The sequence below is a fragment of the Cupriavidus pinatubonensis genome (assembly GCF_019602855.1).
Lineage (GTDB): Bacteria > Pseudomonadota > Gammaproteobacteria > Burkholderiales > Burkholderiaceae > Cupriavidus > Cupriavidus pinatubonensis.
The window spans coordinates 593,637-612,688 of the sequence record NZ_CP080767.1 but is presented as its reverse complement, the minus strand read 5'-3'; the positions used below and the strand labels follow the sequence as shown (position 1 = coordinate 612,688).

Below are 19,052 nucleotides of genomic sequence, written 5' to 3'. Positions count from 1 at the left end.
GATGAATCCGCTTTCCCGTTTCCTCTCCCTTGGCGCCGTGCCGCTGGCCTGCGCGCTCCTGCTCGCCGGCTGCGCCGTCGGCCCCGATTACCAGCGGCCCGACGCGCCGACATCGCCCGCTTTCAAGGAAGCCCCCGCCGACGCCGAAGGGTGGACCGGCGAGTGGAAGACCGCCGAGCCGCAGGACGCGCACGCCCGCCCACAATGGTGGCAGGTATTCGGCGACAGCCAGCTCGACGGGCTGATGTCGCAGGTACAGATCTCGAACCAGAACATCAAGGCCGCCGAGGCGCAGTACCGGCAGGCGCTGGCATCGCTGCAGGCAGCGCGGGCCGGCTTCTTCCCAACCGTCGATGCCCAGGCCGGCGTGTCGCGCGCGCGCGGCGCAAGCGGCAATACGATCAGCGGCCAAAGCGTCACACTCGGCGCCACGTGGGAACTCGACGTCTGGGGTCGCGTACGTCGCCAGGTGGAAAGCAGCGAAGCGAACGCGCAGGCAAGCCAGGCAGACCTTGCCTCGACGCTGCTGTCGACGCAAGCAACGCTCGCGCAAAGCTATTTCCTGCTGCGCATCGCCGACGCGCAAAAAGCGCTACTGGACCGCACGGTGGCGGACTACGCGAAATCGCTGCAGCTGGTCCAGAACCAGTACAAGGCCGGCACGGCGCAAAGGTCTGACGTGCTGCAGTCCGAAACGCAGCTCAAGAGCGCGCAGGCGCAGCAGCTCGATATCCAGATCACGCGCGCGCAGCTCGAACATGCGATCGCCGTGCTGATCGGCAAGCCGCCTGCGGAACTGTCGGTCGGGCAGGCTGATTTCGCTTCCACGCCGCCGCGTGTGCCGGTGGCCGTGCCGTCGCAGCTTCTGGAACGGCGGCCGGACATTGGTGCGGCCGAGCGTCGGATGGCGTCCGCGAATGCGCAGATCGGCGTGGCACAGGCTGCGTACTATCCGACGCTGTCGCTGTCCGCCAGCGGCGGGCTGACTGCGAGCACGCTTGCGCGCTGGGTGTCGCTGCCCGACAGGATCTGGTCGGTGGGTGCCGGGCTGACTGGGACGCTGTTTGATGGTGGGCTGCGCAGTGCTGCGAAGGCGCAGGCGGTGGCGGCCTATGACCAGACCGTGGCCAACTATCGGCAGACGGTGTTGGGGGCGTTCCAGGAGGTTGAGGACAACCTTGCTGCGCAGCGGCTGCTGGAGCAGGAATCGGTTGTGCAGAATGATGCGGTACGGGCGGCGCGGGAGGCGTTAGCGCTCGTCAATAACCGGTATCGCGCCGGCACCGCCAGCTTGCTTGATGTGCTGGTCGCCCAGACGACGGCTTATACGGCGGAGCGGACTGCGTTGACCCTGATGGGACGCCAATACACCGCTAGCGTGGTGCTGATCAAGGCGCTCGGCGGGGGGTGGCATCAGGGGGATGGTGGGGTGGAGACTGTGGGACAGCGGTGATTTGCGTGGTTATCGTTCTTGGCTAGTGCCGCTGTTTCGCCGGCGTAGCCGGCGACTTACTTCTTGTCCGAGCGACAAGAAGATGGTGTGAACGCGCCCTCCCATCACTTCACCCCACTCGGCCGCGGCAAGACCTGCCCACAAATCCTGTCCCTTAACCACCGGGCCGCCTTCCCAGCCGGCCGCTGCTTGAGCCAGACAAGCTCCATCGCCACCGGCCAATCCTGTTCCTGAAACGCCAAGGGCGGCGATACCAGTTTCGCCGCAGCGGGCGAGTTCGCCACGACGTGCCACGGCACAAAGGCCCAGCCAAGTCGGCGTTTGACGAGTTCGACAATCACCCACTGGCTTTCCACCCACCACACATCGGAGGCCACCCGCAGCCGCATCTTTTCCTCGCTGTCGGTCCGCGTAGCGACCATCAGCTGACGGTAGCGCTTGAGCTCTTCCCAGTCGATCCGCTGGCCGCCAGCCAGCGGATGATCGGGCGCACATACCAGCTGCATCGGCACCCACCCGAGCGCGTGAAAGCCGAGCGCCGGCGGCAGGACCTCCTGTCGCCACATGATGCCGAGGTCAGCGCCGCCTTCCAGCACCAGCCGGCTGACGTCCTCCATCAGTGGAAACAGCAACTCCAGCTCGACGGCGGGAAACAGGCCCGAGAATTCTTCCAGCAGCCCGCCAAGCGTTTCTTCCGGATAGAGTTCGTCCACAGCCAGGACAAGGCGGGTCTCCACGCCCTCCCCGAGGCTCATGGCCACGCCGCGAAAGTGCTCGCAGCGCTCCAGGATCACCCGCGCCTCTGCCAGCAGACGCTCGCCGACCGGCGTCAGGACGGGATAGCGACCAGTACGGTCGAACAGCGCGTTGCCAACGTCGATCTCGAGATTGGCCACCGCCGCGCTGATGACCGACTGCGCCTTGCCGAGCCTGCGCGCAGCGGCAGAGAACGAGCCGGTTTCGGCTGCCGCGGCAAAAGCCTGCAACTGGTCGATGGAAAGCGACATGATGGATGCTGCGGATGATGTATCGGATTTTGCGATACTACCTAACTTGGCAATCCCGTCAAACCAGATAGACTCCATCCCATCGCTTCATTTGCAGGAGAGTCTCATGCGCGACACCCGTGACCGGATCCGCCACGCCATTGGCTTTGAAGTCATCGGCCTGCTGGCGTTTGCCCCGCTCGCGAGTTGGGTGTTCGGGTACGAGCTGCACCAGATGGGACTGATCGGCGCGGTGGCCTCGCTGATCGCCGCCGGCTGGAACTATCTCTACAACCTGCTCTTTGACAAGGCCATGCTTCGGTTCACCGGGCAGTTGCGCAAGTCGGTCATTGTGCGCGTTCTGCACGCCATCCTGTTCGAACTGGGGCTGCTGATCGTATTCCTGCCGTCGGTGGCGTGGTACCTGGACATCAGCCTGCTCGATGCACTGATCATGGATATCGCCGTAGCCGGCTTCTACATGGTCTACGCGCTGATCTACAACTGGCTGTATGACATCGTCTTCCCGGTGCCGTCGCTGAAGGCAAAGCCGGAAGGCGGCACCGCGCTGGGCTGACCCGCCGGCCCGCGCACGCGGGCATTTCCCCATCCATTGGCGGCTTGTCCGGCCCCTCTCAAATAGTTATACGCCATAACAAATTTTGAGCTGATTGGACAGACGAACGCGCGCCACACGGCTTTGCCGATATCGGACAGGTCATTCCGCGCGCCGAACTGAAAGCCATTGCACTGCGCTCCAAGCGGCTCGCGGGCTTCGATCCGCAGTCGCTGCAGGCGAGCCGGCGCTGAGCCACGCGGCAACAACGACAACGATGGCCCCGCCACATGACACCCCTGCAAAACCACTATGGCTTTGACCAGCGCGGGCGCGCTATGCTCACGCTCGGGAATGGCAACTGGAAGCTGCTCAAATGAGCCCTGACTCGTCGGACGCCGCCGCTGGCACATCGAAGGTCACACGGTCCGCGCGAACGCTGCGCAAGCCGGCCGACCCGCTTGCAGCCGAGCCCGCGGCGGGAGGTGCAGGCGCCGAAGGCGGCTTCGATCCGCATGTGCCGGATATCGACTACGGCGTGCTCGACAGCCTGATCGGCTATGCCATCCGCCGCGCGCAGATCCGCATCTACGAAGATTTCGTGGCGTCGCTCGCGCAATGGCAGATCACGCCGCCACGCTTTTCCGCGCTGGTGATCATCTCGCGCAACCCCAAACTGAAGCTGACCGAACTCGCGCATATCCTCGGCATTGCGCGGTCCGGTGCGGTGTTGCTCGTCGATGCCTTGCAGGAGATGAGCCTGGTCGCACGGCGCCCTGCCCCCGGCGACCGCCGCGCCTACAGCCTGGTGCTCACGCCTGCGGGCAAGCGCACGCTGGCGGCGGCGAAGCAGGCCGTCATCGCCCATGACGCGCACGTGGCCTCGGCGCTGACCGAACAGGAACAGGCCACGCTCAAGTCGCTGCTCGCGCGCCTGGCGCCGCCGCGCCCGGAGTAGCCGCAGGCCGGTCTGACTGAACCATCAGCGCCGGCACGGGTGTCATCCGTCAGCCACCGGCCATGCGTTAACATGGCCGCCATGCCAAAAAGAATCACCGTATTTTGTGCGGCAGCCCTGCTGCTCGCCGCCACCCAGCCGCCCGTTCTGGCCCGCCCGGCCAAGGCGATCAAGACTTCCGCCAGCGCGCGGGCGGATGGTGCGCTCGTACGCGCCGGCTTGCCGGCCCCGGTCGCCACGGCGCTGCAGCGCGCGCACGTGCCGGCCAGCGCGGCCAGTTTCTATGTCGTGAAAATCGGGGCGCCGCAGGCGCGCGCAAGCTGGAACGCGCAGCAGCCGATGAACCCCGCTTCGACCATGAAGCTGGTCACCACGTTTGCCGGACTGCAGTTGCTGGGCCCCGACTACCGCTGGCAGACCTCGCTCTATGCCGACAGCCAGCCCGCCGGCGACGGGACGGTCAACGGCAATGTCTACCTGCGCGGACGCGGCGACCCGAAGCTGGTGCCGGAGGAAATGGCCAAGCTCGTCGCCACCGCGCGCGCGGCCGGCGCCACCACGATCAATGGCGACCTGGTGCTTGACCGCAGCTTCTTTGCCGATGGCCTGAACGGGAACGGCACCATCGATGGCGAAGTCCAGCGCGCGTACAACGTCAGCCCCGACGCACTGCTGTACGCGTTCAAGACGCTGTCGTTCACGCTCACCCCCAACGATGCCAGCCAGACCGTGGCGGTCTCGGTCACGCCGGCGCTCGCGCAACTGCGCCTGGACAACCGCCTGACGCTGACCAATGGCCGCTGCGGCGACTGGCAATCGAGCGCCACGCCGACCGTGGCGCCGCAGGCCGACGGCACGGTGCTGGCGTCGTTCTCGGGCAACTATTCGAGCGACTGCGGCGAGCACGTGCTCAATATCGCGGCGCTGTCGCATGCCGAGTTCACGTGGGGCGGCTTCGTGGCCGAGTGGCAGGCCGCGGGCGGCCGTTTCACGCACGTGCCGGCGATGCGCAGCGGCTCCGTCCCGCGCGGCGCGGTGCTGCTGGCGCGCCACTACGGCCAGCCGCTCGGCGCGATCGTGCGCGACATCAACAAGTATTCGAACAACGTGATGGCGCGCCAGCTGTTCCTGACCATCGGCGCGGAGATGGATCGCAGCGGGCCGGCCAGCACCGCGCGCTCCACGCGCGTAGTGCAGCGCTGGCTGAGCCGCCAGGGCCTGGATATGCAGGGACTGGTGCTCGACAACGGCTCGGGCCTGTCGCGCGACGAACGTATCAGCGCCTACGACATGGCGCGGCTGCTGCAGCAGGCGGCCGCGAGCAACGTCGGGCCGACGCTGGTCGATTCGCTGCCGATCCTGGGCGTCGACGGCACCTTGCGCAACCGGCTCACGCGCGCCAACGCCGCCGGCAATGCTTACCTCAAGACCGGCACGCTGCAGGACGTACGCGCGCTGGCCGGCTATGTCGATGCGCTCAATGGCGAACGTTACGTGGTGGTGAGCTTTATCAACCACCCGAACGCCTCACAGGCGCAGGAAGCCCATGATGCGCTGATGCAGTGGGTGTATCGCGGCGCACCCTGAAGCACCAGCGGCACGGGGATGCGCAGGCCGGCGTGGGCGCCGGCCAACGCCGCCCGGGAACTTGTTAAGTATCTACTTACCAGCGCCGCGTCCGACCCTATAATGGTGCGATGCCGGCAGCCCCCGCTGCGCCGGCCCTGTCTGCGCCTAGGCCGCGCCTAGTCGTCGCATCCCCCGACATTGCCCATGACTTCCCCACAACCCTCGGCCTGGTTGCGACTCTGGCATCGCATCGCACCCGCCGAACGGACCGCTTTTATCGAAGGCGTCCGCTTCTTCGCGCCATCCCTGCCCGCCGTATTCTCGTGGGGCCTGGTCACCGGGGTGGCGATGAGCAAATCCGTGATGACGGTGCCCGAGGCCATCGGCATGTCGCTGCTGGTCTATGCGGGCTCGGCCCAGCTCGCCGTGCTGCCGCTGTTCGCGGCAGGGCTGCCGTTATGGACGGTGTGGCTGACCGCGGCCATCGTGAATCTGCGCTTCGTGATCTTCAGCGCGGCACTGCAGCCGCACTTCAGCTACATGCCGCTCTGGCGGCGCACGATACTCGGCTCGTTCAACGGCGACCTGCATTTCGTCTATTTCATGCAACGCTACAGCACGCCGGGCTATGAGGCGGGCAAGGAAGGCTATTTCTGGGGCATGGCGCTGTCGAACTTCGCGATGTGGCAGACGTCGTCGATCATCGGCATCGTGCTGGCCAGCCTGTTCCCGGACAGCTGGGGACTGGGACTGGCGGGCACGCTGGCCCTGATCCCGGTAATGATCGCCACGATCAATTCGCGTTCCACGCTGCTGGCGGTGGTGGTGTCGGCGATGCTCGCGCTGCTGTGCTTCGACCTGCCCTACCGGCTGAGCCTGGTGGTGGCCGTGATCGGCGCCATCGCGGCGGGCATGGCCAGCGACGAACTGGCCGCGCGCGCCACGCTGCGGCGCATCCACAGCCGCAAGGCGGCAGGCAAGGCCGCCACTCAGGCCGTGCCTGCCTCGCAGGCAGGACAGGGAGACCAGGCATGAGTCACACCGATATCTGGATTGCGCTCGCCGGCATGGCCGTGGTCACCATCGTCACACGCGCGCTGTTCCTGATGGCGGGCGAACACGTGACGGTGCCGGACCGGCTCCAGCGCGCGCTGCGCTATGCGCCGGCCGCGGCGCTGGCGGCCATCATCCTGCCGGATCTGATGACCTGGCACGGGCATTTCACGCTGTCGCCGTCCAACTACAAGCTCGTGGCGGGCGCCGCCGCGGCGCTGTTCTATCTGTTCACGCGCCGCATGGTGGGCATGATCGCCGTCGGCATGGCGGTCTACACCGCGCTACGGCTGCTCGCCTGACTCCGCATTCCCTGCCCCCAGCACCACGCCGAGGCGCGTGAGCAGGTGCGCAAGCTGTGCCTGCGTGCCGGTGCCGGTCTTGGTGAAAATCGATTTGAGCTGGGTGCGACTGGTCTCGCGCCGGATGCCGAGCTGCTCGCAGGCCTCGGGCAGGCCGATGCCGGTGGTCAGCAGCATGGCCAACCGGATCTCGGCGGGCGTGAGGCCATACAGTTCCCGCAGCACGCCGCCAATCCCCATGGCCGGGGCCCCGGCCTCGTGCACGGCAACCAGCACGGCCGGATGCTGCCAGTCGACCGCGAGATGGTGCGCCGCCGGCAGCGGCAGCACCACGACCTGGGCCTCCCGTCCGCCGGGGCCGGTGGCGCGCAGTGCCTGTGCCGGCTGGGCAACGGCCGGGTCGTTGGCGGCCCGCAGCACGTCCGGAAACGCCCGCGACAGGCGCCATTCGTCAGCCTTGGGATTGCCGGCCGCCCCGACGGCGCCGACCGCCGCCACGGGAAGCAGCGTGCGGGCCCACGCCTCGCCGGCACGATTTGCAATCAACACCTTGCCGTCCTCGGCAAAGACGATCACCGCGAATGGCAACCGTTCCAGCAGTTCGGCCGAGACATGCGCAAGCGTCGATACCTGGCGTGTGCGGTCGCGCAGCGCAATGGCGTGGCGCACATGCGGAATGGCCCAGTCGAGCGCGCGTGCGTCCTCCTGCGAATAGTGCGCGCGACCTTGCGGCCGCTGCAGCGACAGGAAGACTTCGTAGTGCGGCTGGCGCTCGATCAGGCAGGCCATCAGCGACGACATGCCGAACTGACGGAAGAACTCGCCATAGAACGGCAGGCTGCGCATAGCCTGCTCGCCAAGCTCGCGCGAGTCGATGTACCAGTTGCCCACGGCCAGCTGCGATACGAATGGGATCGCCGGGTCCACGGCCTCGTAGTAATCGCGGTAGGCCGCCACTTCTTCGGGCACCGGGTTGACCACCTGGTTGACCAGCACGCGGTCGCGCACCGTATCGCGCACCACCAGCGCGGCATGCATGCTGCCGCTGGACTGGCATAGCGCGGCGAGACTGCGCTGCCAGGCATCGGCATCGAAGATGCCCTGGTAGAGCGCCCGAATCGTCTCGTGCATCTCGTCTTCGTTCATTGCCTTCCCTTCTTTTTCTTTTTTCAGGGCAATTGCCGGGCTACTCAGTCCCTTCCAGCGCCGCCGCCAGCCGCGACAGCAAATGCGAAAGCTGCGCCTGGCTGCCTGTGCCGGTCTTCTGGAATACGGACTTGAGCTGGGTACGGGCGGTTTCGTGGCGGATGCGCAACTGCTCGCTGGCCTCGGGCAGGCCCTGGCCGCCGGCAAGCGCGGTAGCCACGCGGGTCTCCGCCGGCGTCAGGCCGTACAACTCGCGCAGGACCGTGCCCAGCATCGGCGGAGGCGTGCCGTCTTCATGGACGACGACGAGCGCAGCAGGCTCCTGCCATTCGGTGGCGAACGCATGCGCGGGCGGCAACGGCAGCACGATTACCTGCGCGCAGTTGCCTTGGCTATCGGTGGCGCGTGCGGCCTGCGCCGCGGCGGCACGCTGCGGATCGCACGCAGCCTGCAGCATGTCGCCGAACGAGCGCGACAGCGTCCATTCGGACACCTTGCCGGCCGGGTCCAGGCGCCGCGCCCATTGCTCGCCGGCGCGGTTGCTCATCAGCACCTGGCGCCGCGGCGACATGACCAGCAACGCGAAGCTCAGGCGCTCCACGACCTGCGACGACAGGCTGGCCAGCGCCGACAGGCTCTGCGTGCGGTCGCGCAGGGCCATGGCGCCGCGCATGTGCGGGATCACCCAGGACAGGCCACGTACATCGTCGGTGGAGAACACCGGTTGCGACATGGCGCGCTGCATCGAGAAATAGACTTCGTAGTGCGGCTGGCGCGCGACCAGGCAGGCCACGTAGGAACGCAGGTCGAACCGGTTAAAGAAGTCGCGGTAGAACGGATGGCGCGACATAGCGCCTTCGCCGAGGTCGCGCGCGTCGATATACCACTCGCCCGGCTTCATGCGCGGCGCGAACTGCTTGGCCGGATCGATCGACTGGAAATCGGATTCGTACTCGGTGAAAAGCTCCACCACCGGGTTGACGATCTCGTTGACGGTGACCTGGTCGCGCACGGTGTCCCACACCATCATCGAGGCGTGGGCGGTACCGGCCATCTGCGTCAGGGTGTGCAGGCTCTTCTGCCACGCCCCAGGGTCAAGAATGCCCTCGTACAAGCCACGGATCGCTCCGTGCATGTCCGCTTCGTTCATCTGCAATCCCCTGCATTCACGACGAATTGTCCGCCCCGGCATGCTTGTGGCTCGCCCGGGCAGGCTTATTGTTATGGCCGCTTCACACCGGCTCTGTCAGTCTGCGTGTCTGCCATTGCAGACTTTACATACATTAACCCACTCGGGCCGCAAGCACGACATACCCCTCACCCCGCTTTCGTGGGGATCGGCGCGGGCCGCAACACATTACGGCTCGCCATTGTGCCGAGTCAGGCACAGCCGTCGTTGCGCCCGGTCCCAAACCGGCTAAGCAATGACTGCGATCAGGTAAAATGATTGTTTCCCCGAAATTTCAGCGAAATCTCGCGCCATCACACCGTCATGACCTCCGTCCTGCGTCTATCCGACCTCATCTCCCAAGGCAAAATCTCCGGCAAGCGTGTTTTTATCCGCGCCGACATGAATGTGCCGCAGGATGACGCCGGCAATATCACCGAGGACACCCGCATCCGCGCTTCGGTGCCGGCCATCGAGGCCTGCCTGGCTGCTGGCGCCGCCGTGATGGTCACGTCGCACCTGGGCCGCCCGACCGAAGGCGAGTTCAAGCCGGCCGATTCGCTGGCGCCGATTGCCACGCGCCTCTCCGAACTGCTGGGCAAGCCGGTGAAGCTGGTGCAGAACTGGGTCGATGGCGTGGAGGTCGCTCCGGGTCAGGTGGTGCTGCTGGAAAACTGCCGCGTGAACAAGGGCGAAAAGAAGAACAGCGACGAACTGGCGCAGAAGATGGCCAAGCTGTGCGACGTGTACGTCAATGACGCGTTCGGCACCGCTCACCGCGCCGAAGCGACCACGCACGGCATCGCCAAGTACGCGCCGATCGCCTGCGCCGGCCCGCTGCTGGCTGCCGAGATCGACGCACTGGGCAAGGCGCTGGGCCAGCCGGCGCGTCCGCTGGTCGCCATCGTGGCCGGCTCGAAGGTCTCGACCAAGCTGACCATCCTGAAGTCGCTGGCCGACAAGGTGGACAACCTGATCGTCGGCGGCGGCATCGCCAACACCTTCATGCTGGCCGCCGGCCTGAAGATCGGCAAGTCACTGGCCGAAGCCGACCTGGTGGCCGATGCCAAGACCATCATCGACATCATGGCCAAGCGCGGTGCCTCGGTACCCATTCCGGTCGACGTCGTGTGCGCCAAGGCGTTCAGCGCCACCGCGGCCGCCACCGTCAAGGACGTCAAGGACGTGGCCGACGACGACATGATCCTCGACATCGGGCCGAAGACCGCCGCGCAATTGGCCGACCAGCTCAAGGCTGCCGGTACCATCGTGTGGAACGGCCCGGTGGGCGTGTTCGAGTTCGACCAGTTCGGCAACGGCACCAAGGTGCTGGCCGAAGCCATCGCCGATTCCAAGGCATTCTCGATCGCCGGCGGCGGCGACACGCTGGCCGCCATCGCCAAGTACGGCATTGCCGACCGCGTGGGCTATATCTCGACCGGCGGCGGCGCGTTCCTGGAGTTCCTGGAAGGCAAGAAGCTGCCCGCATTCGAAGTGCTGGAGCAACGCGCAGCAGGCTGAGGCCGCGCTGGCCCGCGTCCGGACAAGGATCCCCCGCCATGACCCGCTCCACCAAGATCGTCGCCACCATCGGCCCCGCTTCCAGCTCGCTGGAAGTGCTGACGCGCATGATTGCCGCGGGGGTCGACGTGGTGCGGCTGAATTTCTCGCACGGCACCGCGCAGGACCATATCGACCGCGCCACGCTGGTGCGCGAAGCCGCGCAGGCCTGCGGGCGCGAAGTGGCCATCATGGCCGACCTGCAGGGCCCGAAGATCCGCGTGGGCAAGTTCGAGAGCGGCAAGGTCACGCTCAAGCCGGGCGACCCGTTCGTGCTCGACTCGTCGTGCCAGCTCGGCAACCAGGAACGCGTCGGCCTGGACTACCAGGACCTGCCGCGCGACGTGGGCCCAGGCGACCTGCTGCTGCTCAACGACGGCCTGATCGTGCTGGTCGTGGACCGTGTGCTCGGCACGGAGATCTTCACCACCGTGCGCATCGGCGGCGACCTGTCGAACAACAAGGGCATCAACCGCCAGGGCGGCGGGCTGTCGGCGCCGGCGCTGACGGCCAAGGACATGGACGACATCAAGACCGCCATGGCCCTGGGCGCGGACTATGTCGCGGTGAGCTTCCCGAAGAACGCCACCGATATGGAAATGGCGCGCCAGCTCGCAGCGGTCGCAGGCCAGCCGTATGGCCGCAAGGCGCGCATGATCGCCAAGATCGAGCGCGCCGAAGCGATCAACCCGGGCGTGCTTGAAGAAATCCTGCAGGCGTCTGACGGCATCATGGTCGCGCGTGGCGACCTGGCCGTGGAAGTCGGCAATGCCGCGGTGCCGGCACTGCAGAAGCGCATGATCAAGCTCGCGCGCGAGGCCAACAAGCTGACAATCACCGCCACGCAGATGATGGAAAGCATGATCGTGAACCCGGTGCCGACGCGCGCCGAGGTGTCCGACGTGGCCAACGCCGTGCTCGACGGCACCGACGCCGTCATGCTGTCGGCCGAGACCGCCGCCGGGCGCTATCCGGTCGAGACGGTCGAGGCCATGGCCGCAGTCTGCATCGAAGCCGAGAAGTCCGAAGTCGTGCAGCTCGACACGGACTTCCTCAATCAGACCTTTTCGCGCATCGACCAGTCGGTGGCAATGGGTGCGCTGTTCACCGCCTATCATTTGCAGGTGAAGGCGATTGCCGCACTGACCGATTCGGGCGCGACTGCGCTGTGGATGAGCCGTCACCGCATCCACGTGCCGATCTACGCGATGACGCCCAACGTGGCGTCGCAGCGCAAGATGCAGCTGTACCGCAACGTCGTGCCGCTGCCGCTTGACGCCAGCACCGACCGCGACACCGCGCTGGAGCAGGCCGAAGAGCTGCTGCTCGCGCAGGGCGTGGTGCAGCGCGGCGATTTCATCGTGCTGACCATCGGCGAGCCCATGGGCCAGCCCGGCGGCACCAACACCCTCAAGATCGTCAGGGTGGGAAGTTGAAGCCATTTGTGCGGCGGCGGGCAGAAGCACTACGGCAAGCGGTGCAAAATGCGCTGCGCCGCAGGCTTGGCCCGCGCCAGCAGAACAAGATTCAGAGACACACCATTTACCTTCAGGAGTTTTGACATGCCACTCGTATCGATGCGCCAGCTGCTCGACCACGCTGCCGAAAACGGCTATGGTCTGCCGGCATTCAACGTGAACAACCTCGAGCAGGTCCAGGCCATCATGCAGGCGGCCGACGAGGTCAACGCGCCGGTGATCATGCAGGCCTCCGCCGGTGCCCGCAAATACGCCGGCGAACACTTCCTGCGCCACCTGATCGAAGCCGCGGTCGAAGCCTACCCGCACATCCCGGTGGTGATGCACCAGGATCACGGCCAGTCGCCGGCGATCTGCCAGGCCGCGATCGACCTGGGCTTCTCGTCGGTGATGATGGACGGCTCGCTGCGCGAAGACGGCAAGACTCCGGCCGACTACGAGTACAACGTCGACGTGACCCGCAAGGTCGTGCAACTATCGCACGCGATCGGCGTGACCGTCGAAGGCGAACTGGGCTGCCTGGGCTCGCTCGAAACCGGTGAAGCCGGCGAAGAAGACGGCATCGGCGCCGAAGGCAAGCTGGACCACTCCATGCTGCTGACCGACCCCGAGCAGGCCGCCGACTTCGTCAAGGCCACGCAACTCGACGCGCTCGCCATCGCCATCGGCACCTCGCACGGCGCGTACAAGTTCACGCGCAAGCCCACGGGCGACATCCTGGCGATCAACCGCATCAAGGAAATCCACGCGCGCATCCCGAACACCCACCTGGTGATGCACGGCTCGTCGTCGGTCCCGCAGGAACTGCTGGAAGAAATCCGCAAGTTCGGCGGCGACATGAAGGAAACCTACGGTGTGCCGGTCGAGGAAATCCAGGAAGCCATCAAGTACGGCGTGCGCAAGATCAACATCGACACCGATATCCGCCTGGCCATGACCGGCGCGATCCGCCGCTTCTTCGTCGAGAACCCGAGCAAGTTCGACCCGCGCGAATACCTGAAGCCGGCCCGCGAAGCCGCCAAGCAGGTTTGCAAGGCCCGCTACATCGCCTTCGGCTGCGAAGGCCAGGCCGGCAAGATCAAGCCGGTGTCGCTGACCGATATCGCCAGCCAGTACAAGTCGGGCAAGCTTGCCCAGGTTGTGCAGTAATGTCCCCTGACCGCCATCCGCGCAAGCGGAAGGCGGTTTGACGTTCCGGCCGCCGCGGCAGCATTCAGTGCCCGGCGGCTTCGCCGTTTTATCGGAACCACCATGTCCAACGCTCTCTACCAGTCCTCCATCTCTTCCCTGCCGCTGCTTGGCCACGGCAAGGTGCGCGACAACTACGCCGTCGGCGAAGACAAGCTGCTCATCGTCACCACGGACCGCTTGTCGGCCTTCGACGTCATCATGGGCGAGCCGATTCCCGACAAGGGCCGCGTGCTGAACCAGATGGCGAATTTCTGGTTCCGCAAGCTCGCGCATATCGTGCCGAACCACGAGACCGGCGTTGCTGCCGAAACCGTCGTCGCGCCCGCAGAAGTGGAACAGGTCAAGGGCCGCGCCGTGGTGGTCAAGCGCCTGAAGCCGATCCTGGTCGAAGCCGTGGTGCGCGGCTACCTGGCTGGCAGCGGCTGGAAGGACTACCAGGCGACGGGCAAGGTCTGCGGCATCGAACTGCCGGCCGGCCTGCAGAACGCGCAGAAGCTGCCCGAACCGATCTTCACGCCGGCCGCCAAGGCCGAGATGGGCGAGCACGACGAGAACATCTCGTTCGGCGAAGTGGAAGAGCGCATCGGCATCGCGCTGGCCCGCCAGATGCGCGACATCTCGATCCGGCTGTACAAGGAAGCGGCCGAATTCGCCGCCACGCGCGGCATCATCATCGCCGACACCAAGTTCGAGTTCGGCCTGGATGAAAACGGCACTCTCACGCTGATGGACGAAGTGCTGACCGCCGATTCGTCGCGCTTCTGGCCGGCCGATTCGTACCAGGTCGGCACCAACCCGCCGTCGTTCGACAAGCAGTTCGTGCGCGACTGGCTTGAAGCCGTGCGCATCGACGGCAAGCCGTGGCCGAAGACCGCGCCGGCGCCAAAGCTCCCGGATGACGTGATCGAAAAGACCGCCGCCAAGTACCGTGAAGCGCTGACCCGCTTGACGGGTGAAGAACTCCAGTAAGCCCGGAGAACAAGACGTGAGCAAGCAAGAAAAGCCGGTCGTCGGCGTCGTAATGGGCAGCAGTTCCGACTGGGACGTGATGCAGCACGCCGTGGCCATGCTGAAGGATTTCGGCGTGCCGTTCGAGGCACAGGTCGTTTCGGCGCACCGCATGGCCGACGACATGTTCCGCTATGCGGAGACCGCGCGCAGCCGTGGCATCCGCGCGATCATCGCCGGTGCCGGCGGTGCCGCGCATCTGCCGGGCATGATCGCCGCCAAGACCATCGTGCCGGTGTTCGGCGTGCCGGTGCCGTCCAAGTACCTGCGCGGCGAGGACTCGCTGCTGTCGATCGTGCAGATGCCCAAGGGCGTGCCCGTCGCGACGTTCGCGATCGGCGAAGCCGGCGCGGCCAATGCGGCGCTGCATGCGATCGCCACGCTGGCCACCACCGACGACGCGCTGGCCAGCGCGCTGGAAGCATTCCGCGCCAGGCAGACCGAAGCCGCGCGCGCGATGACGCTGCCGCTGTAATCCATCGCGCAGTAACCCCCGGAAACCACGGAACCGAGCAATGCCGACCGATATCCATCCCTACCTCTCCGAAGCCCACACGCCGGAGTCGCGCGCCGAATTTGGCGTCGACAACCCCAGCGCGCCCATCCTGCCCGGCGCCTGGCTCGGCATGCTCGGCGGCGGTCAGCTTGGCCGCATGTTCACGCATGCGGCGCAGAGCATGGGCTATCGCGTCTGCGTGCTCGACCCGGACCAGGACAGCCCTGCCGGCTCCGTGGCCGACAAGCATATCTGCGCACCCTACACCGATGAGGCCGCGCTCGCCGAGATGGCAAAGCTGTGCCAGGCCGTCAGCACGGAATTCGAAAACGTGCCATCGCTATCGCTGGACCGGCTCGAACAGCTAGGCGCCTTTGTCGCGCCGCGCGGCTATTGCGTGTCGATTGCGCAGAACCGCATCGGCGAGAAGAAGTTCTTTGCCTCGTGCGCCGAGCGTACCGGCGTGCCAACCGCACCGCACTGGGTGATCCAGCACGATGCGGACGTCGACCAGTTGCCCGACACGGTGCTGCCCGGCATCCTCAAGACCGCGCGGATGGGCTACGACGGCAAGGGCCAGGCCCGCGTGAAGACGCGCGAAGACGTGCGCGCGGCATGGAAGGCCATGCAGCACGTGCCATGCGTGCTCGAGCAGATGCTGCCGCTGGCCTACGAGGTCTCGGTGCTGGCCGCACGCGCCGCCGATGGCAGCACCGCCACCTGGCCGCTGGCCGAGAACGTGCATCGCGACGGCATCCTGTTCTCGACGGAGATGCCGTCGGCCAGCGTGTCGGCCGACATCGCCGACCGCGCCCGTACCGCCGCCGCGACCATCGCCACGGAAATGGGCTATGTGGGCGTGCTGTGCATCGAATTCTTCGTGCTCACCGACGGCTCGCTGATCGCCAATGAAATGGCGCCGCGTCCGCACAACTCCGGTCACATCACCATGGACGCGTGCGAGACCAGCCAGTTCGAGCAACAGGTGCGTGCCATGGCCCGCCTGCCGCTGGGCAGCACGCGCCAGCATTCGGCCGGCAAGATGCTGAACCTGCTTGGCGATGTATGGTTCGAGTTCGGTTTGGAGCGCACGCCGGCATGGGATGAAGTGCTGGCCCAGCCCGGCGCCAAGCTGCACCTGTACGGCAAGAGCGACGCGCGCCCGTCGCGCAAGATGGGCCATGTAAACTGCATTGGCGAGCATGCCGAGGCCGCCGCGCAAGCGTTCGATGTCGCTGCGAAGGCGCTGCACATCCCGCTCTGATCCAATCTGACCCTATCCGTCTCGCCCGCTTCAAGGAACACGATGTCGCGCATGCCCACGGCCGCCGAACTGGACGAAGCCGTCCGCCTGCTGGAGGCCGGCCAGCTGGTCGCCTTTCCCACTGAAACCGTCTACGGGCTCGGCGCCGACGCCGAAAGTCCGGAAGCGGTCGCGCGCATCTTCGCGCTCAAGGGCCGGCCGTCGAACCATCCGGTCATCGTGCATGTGGTTGACGGCGCCGACATCGGCTACTGGGTCGACGAGGTGCCCGAAGCCGCGACAAAGCTGATCGAAGCGTTCTGGCCGGGCCCGCTCACGCTGATCCTCAAGCGCGCCTCGCACATCCACGCGGCAGTGGCCGGCGGCCAGGACAGCATCGGACTACGCTGCCCGTCGCACCCCGTCGCGCAGGCACTGCTGTCGCGCTTCAAGCGCGGCCGCGGCGGCATTGCCGCGCCTTCTGCCAACAAGTTTGGCCAGGTCAGCCCGACCACTGCGCAACACGTGCGCGACGAATTCGGCGATGCGGTCTATGTGCTGGAAGGCGATGGCGTGGAAGTCGGCATCGAATCGACGATCGTCGATCTTTCAAGGCTCGACCAGGGCATCGGCCCGGTCCTGCTGCGACCGGGTGCGATCACGCCAGCGATGATGGCGAAGGTGCTCGGCGAAGCGCCGCTGCCGCCTGATGCCGCGGCCCCCCGTGCGTCGGGCACGCTGAAGGCTCACTACGCTCCGCATACCCCGCTGGTGCTGGCCGACGCGGCCGAGCTCGCGGCACAACTGCCCTCGCTTGCTGCCGATGCCCGCGTGGCGTGGGTAGGACGTGCCCCGATCGAAGATCCGCGCTGCACGTGGGTGCAGGCGCCTGCGGATGCCACCGCCTATGCGCGGGAACTCTACCGACTGCTGCGCAAGCTGGACAAGCAGGGCTTCACGCAGCTGGTGTTTGAGCCGCTGCCAGAGGGGCATGAGTGGGCTGGGGTCAGGGATCGGCTGCAGAGGGCCGCAGCCGCGTTCGGGGGATAGGCCTTCCTGGCTCTTCGCCTGAGCAGTACCGACTGCTATGCGGCAGTCCAGAAAGCCCTCCAGCCGTTCGCCAGAAGCGCCATATACACGCGACACCTCCACTGAAATTCAGCCTTTTCCTCAGCGACTTTAGGAATTTGTCGATTCCAAACGCGCCTTATCGGCGCTATACGCATGGATGCGCCCCCTTCTCAGGCAATGAAGGAGCATCCCATGCATCGACACATCCGGTACAACCTCGTACAAGGCGACAAGACCACCGCTAATGGCATGGTGGTTGGCGCCAATGATGCCCGAATGACCCAGATGGGCGTACCCCTAGCCCTGGAGGGCGACGCCGTCTGGTGTCCGGCCTGCAAGACAACGGGACATATCCTCTGCATCGGTCCACGGCACAGTAATTCATTCCATGGCAGAAAGGACGCACTCGAAGGCGATCTCTGTGTCTGCCGGTGCGATCCCTCGCCGCGGCTGATTCACTCCATGACGGGCATGTCCCACGTCCTGACGCACGACGAGCTTGTTGCGCAAGGGTTCGCCAAACATCCAGTACAAAGCGATTTCCCGGGAGAGTCCGGGCACTACGACGAGGCGGTCCATCTGTCCGCCGGCGCTGAACCGGCCTGCCTTGCCGGGCTGCCGTTCTTCATTGAAACCGCTGATGGCCGCCGATTTAGTGGGAAACTCGACGCGACCGGGCAGATGCCCCGCATCGCCACGGAAAGCCTCGGCGCTTACGAGATTTTTTGGGGCGATGATGCCCTGGCGCGAGGCTGACCATGCCGACGCAATCCTTACCTGCCGCCGGCGCCCGTACGATCCGGACAAACCCCGTTGCTGGCTCGACCATCAGTCTGAAAATTCAGCCAGTTACCTTCCGACAACTGTGGGACAACTACGTCACAGGCAAGCCCTATAGCGATCCGGAGAGGACTCACACCAATCAGTGCGCCATCCGGCTCAGCGCGACCCCTGCATCGCATCGGCATCGACATGAAGTCCTTTTCCCAGAAGAACGTCAGGCCGGGCCGGGGGAAATCAACGCTCGGGCGCATCCTTCTGGATGGAAAACCGACCGCTACGCGTGCGGACGAAATGGCTCAGTGGTTGTGTCTGAAGCCGTTTGCGGGATTACCGGAAAGGCCCGATGTGGTGACTGGGCCGGACTGGCACGACAAGGTGAGGGGCCGGACCGGGATTATCTTCTTTGGTGAATACTGGCAGCGCCATGATGAATCGGCCGATGCGGCAACAGGGGGGGCATATCGACCTGTGGAATGGCGCCACGCTCACGGCAAATGGCATCATCGGCGCCTTTCACAACTTTCTGAGATTCCGTGTAGGCATCCGTAGCATTCGTCGTACGTACGCCGATCTGGGCAAGGCAAGAGTGATTTGGTTCTTCGAAATCAGCTAGCCCGATAGCCATGAAAGCAATTCTTGCAAGGACTTTCCTGCTCTTGATTGGCTTTTTCCTCGGCTGCCTGTTTGATCTTGTACCAACCTATGTGGAGGAAACGCTGAATATCTCATCATGCTCGGAGGGATGCCCTTCGTGGATTCAGGCAAGCGCCATCTTCCTATACCTGCTGACGCCATTTGCTCTTTCCTTCGCTCTGGCCTGGATGCGCACAGTTAGGCAATGGGCGGTCATCTTGCTCTTGCTGGCACTCGCGCATTGCTCATTAGCGTGGCTCAGCCATGCGTATCAGATCGGACTGCTGCGGCGGATCCTCTCCCACTTCTAATCGAGTCGCACACAAAGTCTCTTCGGTCATGGAAAGCACAGGGAATCCTTGCAACTACCTGACCAATGCCCGAGGAATTCCGCTGAT

At 65.5% G+C, this 19,052-nt stretch carries 19 protein-coding genes; 16 read left to right on the top strand and 3 right to left on the bottom strand.

Annotated features, from left to right (window positions below):
- Position 1: 1 nt before the first annotated feature.
- Positions 2-1,453 (top strand): efflux transporter outer membrane subunit, encoded by a 1,452-nt coding sequence (locus tag K2O51_RS15335; protein ID WP_425332997.1) that lies wholly within the window; start codon positions 2-4, stop codon positions 1,451-1,453.
- 104 nt (positions 1,454-1,557) lie between these two features.
- Here the strand turns inward: K2O51_RS15335 and K2O51_RS15330 are convergent, their stop codons facing one another.
- Positions 1,558-2,460, bottom strand: coding sequence for a LysR family transcriptional regulator (locus tag K2O51_RS15330; RefSeq protein WP_041679478.1), 903 nt, complete (start codon positions 2,458-2,460; stop codon positions 1,558-1,560).
- Between the two features lie 106 nt (positions 2,461-2,566).
- Between K2O51_RS15330 and K2O51_RS15325 the strand changes: the two genes are divergently transcribed.
- The 5 genes from K2O51_RS15325 to K2O51_RS15305 all read left to right on the top strand — a co-directional run bounded on the left by K2O51_RS15325 (position 2,567) and on the right by K2O51_RS15305 (position 6,877).
- On the top strand, positions 2,567-3,016 hold the full coding sequence (locus K2O51_RS15325) for a PACE efflux transporter (RefSeq protein WP_220631310.1): 450 nt from the start codon (positions 2,567-2,569) through the stop codon (positions 3,014-3,016).
- A 355-nt stretch (positions 3,017-3,371) separates the two neighbouring features.
- The gene (locus K2O51_RS15320) at positions 3,372-3,953 is read left to right on the top strand and encodes a MarR family winged helix-turn-helix transcriptional regulator (protein ID WP_011296754.1); all 582 of its coding nucleotides are present in this window, start codon (positions 3,372-3,374) and stop codon (positions 3,951-3,953) included.
- Between the two features lie 72 nt (positions 3,954-4,025).
- Positions 4,026-5,540, top strand: a complete 1,515-nt coding sequence (gene dacB, locus K2O51_RS15315; RefSeq protein WP_011296753.1) for a D-alanyl-D-alanine carboxypeptidase/D-alanyl-D-alanine endopeptidase — start codon at positions 4,026-4,028, stop codon at positions 5,538-5,540.
- 186 nt (positions 5,541-5,726) lie between these two features.
- Entirely contained in the window at positions 5,727-6,557 is an 831-nt protein-coding gene (locus K2O51_RS15310) for an AzlC family ABC transporter permease (RefSeq protein WP_011296752.1), read from the top strand.
- Positions 6,554-6,877 carry an AzlD domain-containing protein gene (locus K2O51_RS15305; protein ID WP_011296751.1) on the top strand — a complete coding sequence of 108 codons (324 nt, stop codon included), beginning with the start codon at positions 6,554-6,556 and terminating at the stop codon, positions 6,875-6,877. The genes K2O51_RS15310 and K2O51_RS15305 overlap by 4 nt, the downstream gene beginning before the upstream one ends.
- On the opposite strand, the gene K2O51_RS15300 is transcribed toward K2O51_RS15305, so the two are convergent.
- Positions 6,860-8,023, bottom strand: a complete 1,164-nt coding sequence (locus K2O51_RS15300; RefSeq protein WP_011296750.1) for a helix-turn-helix transcriptional regulator — start codon at positions 8,021-8,023, stop codon at positions 6,860-6,862. The two genes, K2O51_RS15305 and K2O51_RS15300, sit on opposite strands and share 18 nt — an antisense overlap.
- Before the next feature lie 40 nt (positions 8,024-8,063).
- On the bottom strand, positions 8,064-9,173 hold the full coding sequence (locus K2O51_RS15295; protein WP_220631309.1) for a helix-turn-helix transcriptional regulator: 1,110 nt from the start codon (positions 9,171-9,173) through the stop codon (positions 8,064-8,066).
- 342 nt (positions 9,174-9,515) lie between these two features.
- Here K2O51_RS15295 and K2O51_RS15290 point away from each other — a divergent pair, with 342 nt between their 5' ends.
- The 10 genes from K2O51_RS15290 to K2O51_RS15245 all read left to right on the top strand — a co-directional run bounded on the left by K2O51_RS15290 (position 9,516) and on the right by K2O51_RS15245 (position 18,965).
- Positions 9,516-10,712: a phosphoglycerate kinase gene (locus K2O51_RS15290; RefSeq protein ID WP_011296748.1), complete on the top strand. Its 1,197-nt coding sequence runs from the start codon at positions 9,516-9,518 to the stop codon at positions 10,710-10,712.
- Positions 10,713-10,750: 38 nt separating this feature from the next.
- Positions 10,751-12,187, top strand: a complete 1,437-nt coding sequence (gene pyk / locus K2O51_RS15285) for a pyruvate kinase (RefSeq protein WP_011296747.1) — start codon at positions 10,751-10,753, stop codon at positions 12,185-12,187.
- A gap of 126 nt (positions 12,188-12,313) precedes the next feature.
- Entirely contained in the window at positions 12,314-13,378 is a 1,065-nt protein-coding gene (gene fba, locus K2O51_RS15280; RefSeq protein WP_011296746.1) for a class II fructose-bisphosphate aldolase, read from the top strand.
- A 102-nt stretch (positions 13,379-13,480) separates the two neighbouring features.
- A complete protein-coding gene (locus K2O51_RS15275) occupies positions 13,481-14,389 on the top strand; it encodes a phosphoribosylaminoimidazolesuccinocarboxamide synthase (RefSeq protein WP_011296745.1) in 909 nt (302 codons plus the stop codon).
- 16 nt (positions 14,390-14,405) lie between these two features.
- The gene (purE, locus tag K2O51_RS15270; protein ID WP_011296744.1) at positions 14,406-14,903 is read left to right on the top strand and encodes a 5-(carboxyamino)imidazole ribonucleotide mutase; all 498 of its coding nucleotides are present in this window, start codon (positions 14,406-14,408) and stop codon (positions 14,901-14,903) included.
- A gap of 40 nt (positions 14,904-14,943) precedes the next feature.
- On the top strand, positions 14,944-16,188 hold the full coding sequence (locus K2O51_RS15265; protein ID WP_220631308.1) for a 5-(carboxyamino)imidazole ribonucleotide synthase: 1,245 nt from the start codon (positions 14,944-14,946) through the stop codon (positions 16,186-16,188).
- Positions 16,189-16,230: 42 nt separating this feature from the next.
- Positions 16,231-17,217 (top strand): L-threonylcarbamoyladenylate synthase, encoded by a 987-nt coding sequence (locus tag K2O51_RS15260; RefSeq protein ID WP_011296742.1) that lies wholly within the window; start codon positions 16,231-16,233, stop codon positions 17,215-17,217.
- Between the two features lie 213 nt (positions 17,218-17,430).
- Positions 17,431-17,994, top strand: coding sequence for a PAAR domain-containing protein (locus K2O51_RS15255; RefSeq protein WP_245001914.1), 564 nt, complete (start codon positions 17,431-17,433; stop codon positions 17,992-17,994).
- A gap of 216 nt (positions 17,995-18,210) precedes the next feature.
- Complete coding sequence (locus tag K2O51_RS35650; RefSeq protein WP_342394098.1) at positions 18,211-18,570, top strand: T6SS effector amidase Tae4 family protein; 360 nt, start codon at positions 18,211-18,213, stop codon at positions 18,568-18,570.
- 74 nt (positions 18,571-18,644) lie between these two features.
- Entirely contained in the window at positions 18,645-18,965 is a 321-nt protein-coding gene (locus K2O51_RS15245; protein WP_011296739.1) for a hypothetical protein, read from the top strand.
- Positions 18,966-19,052: the final 87 nt, after the last annotated feature.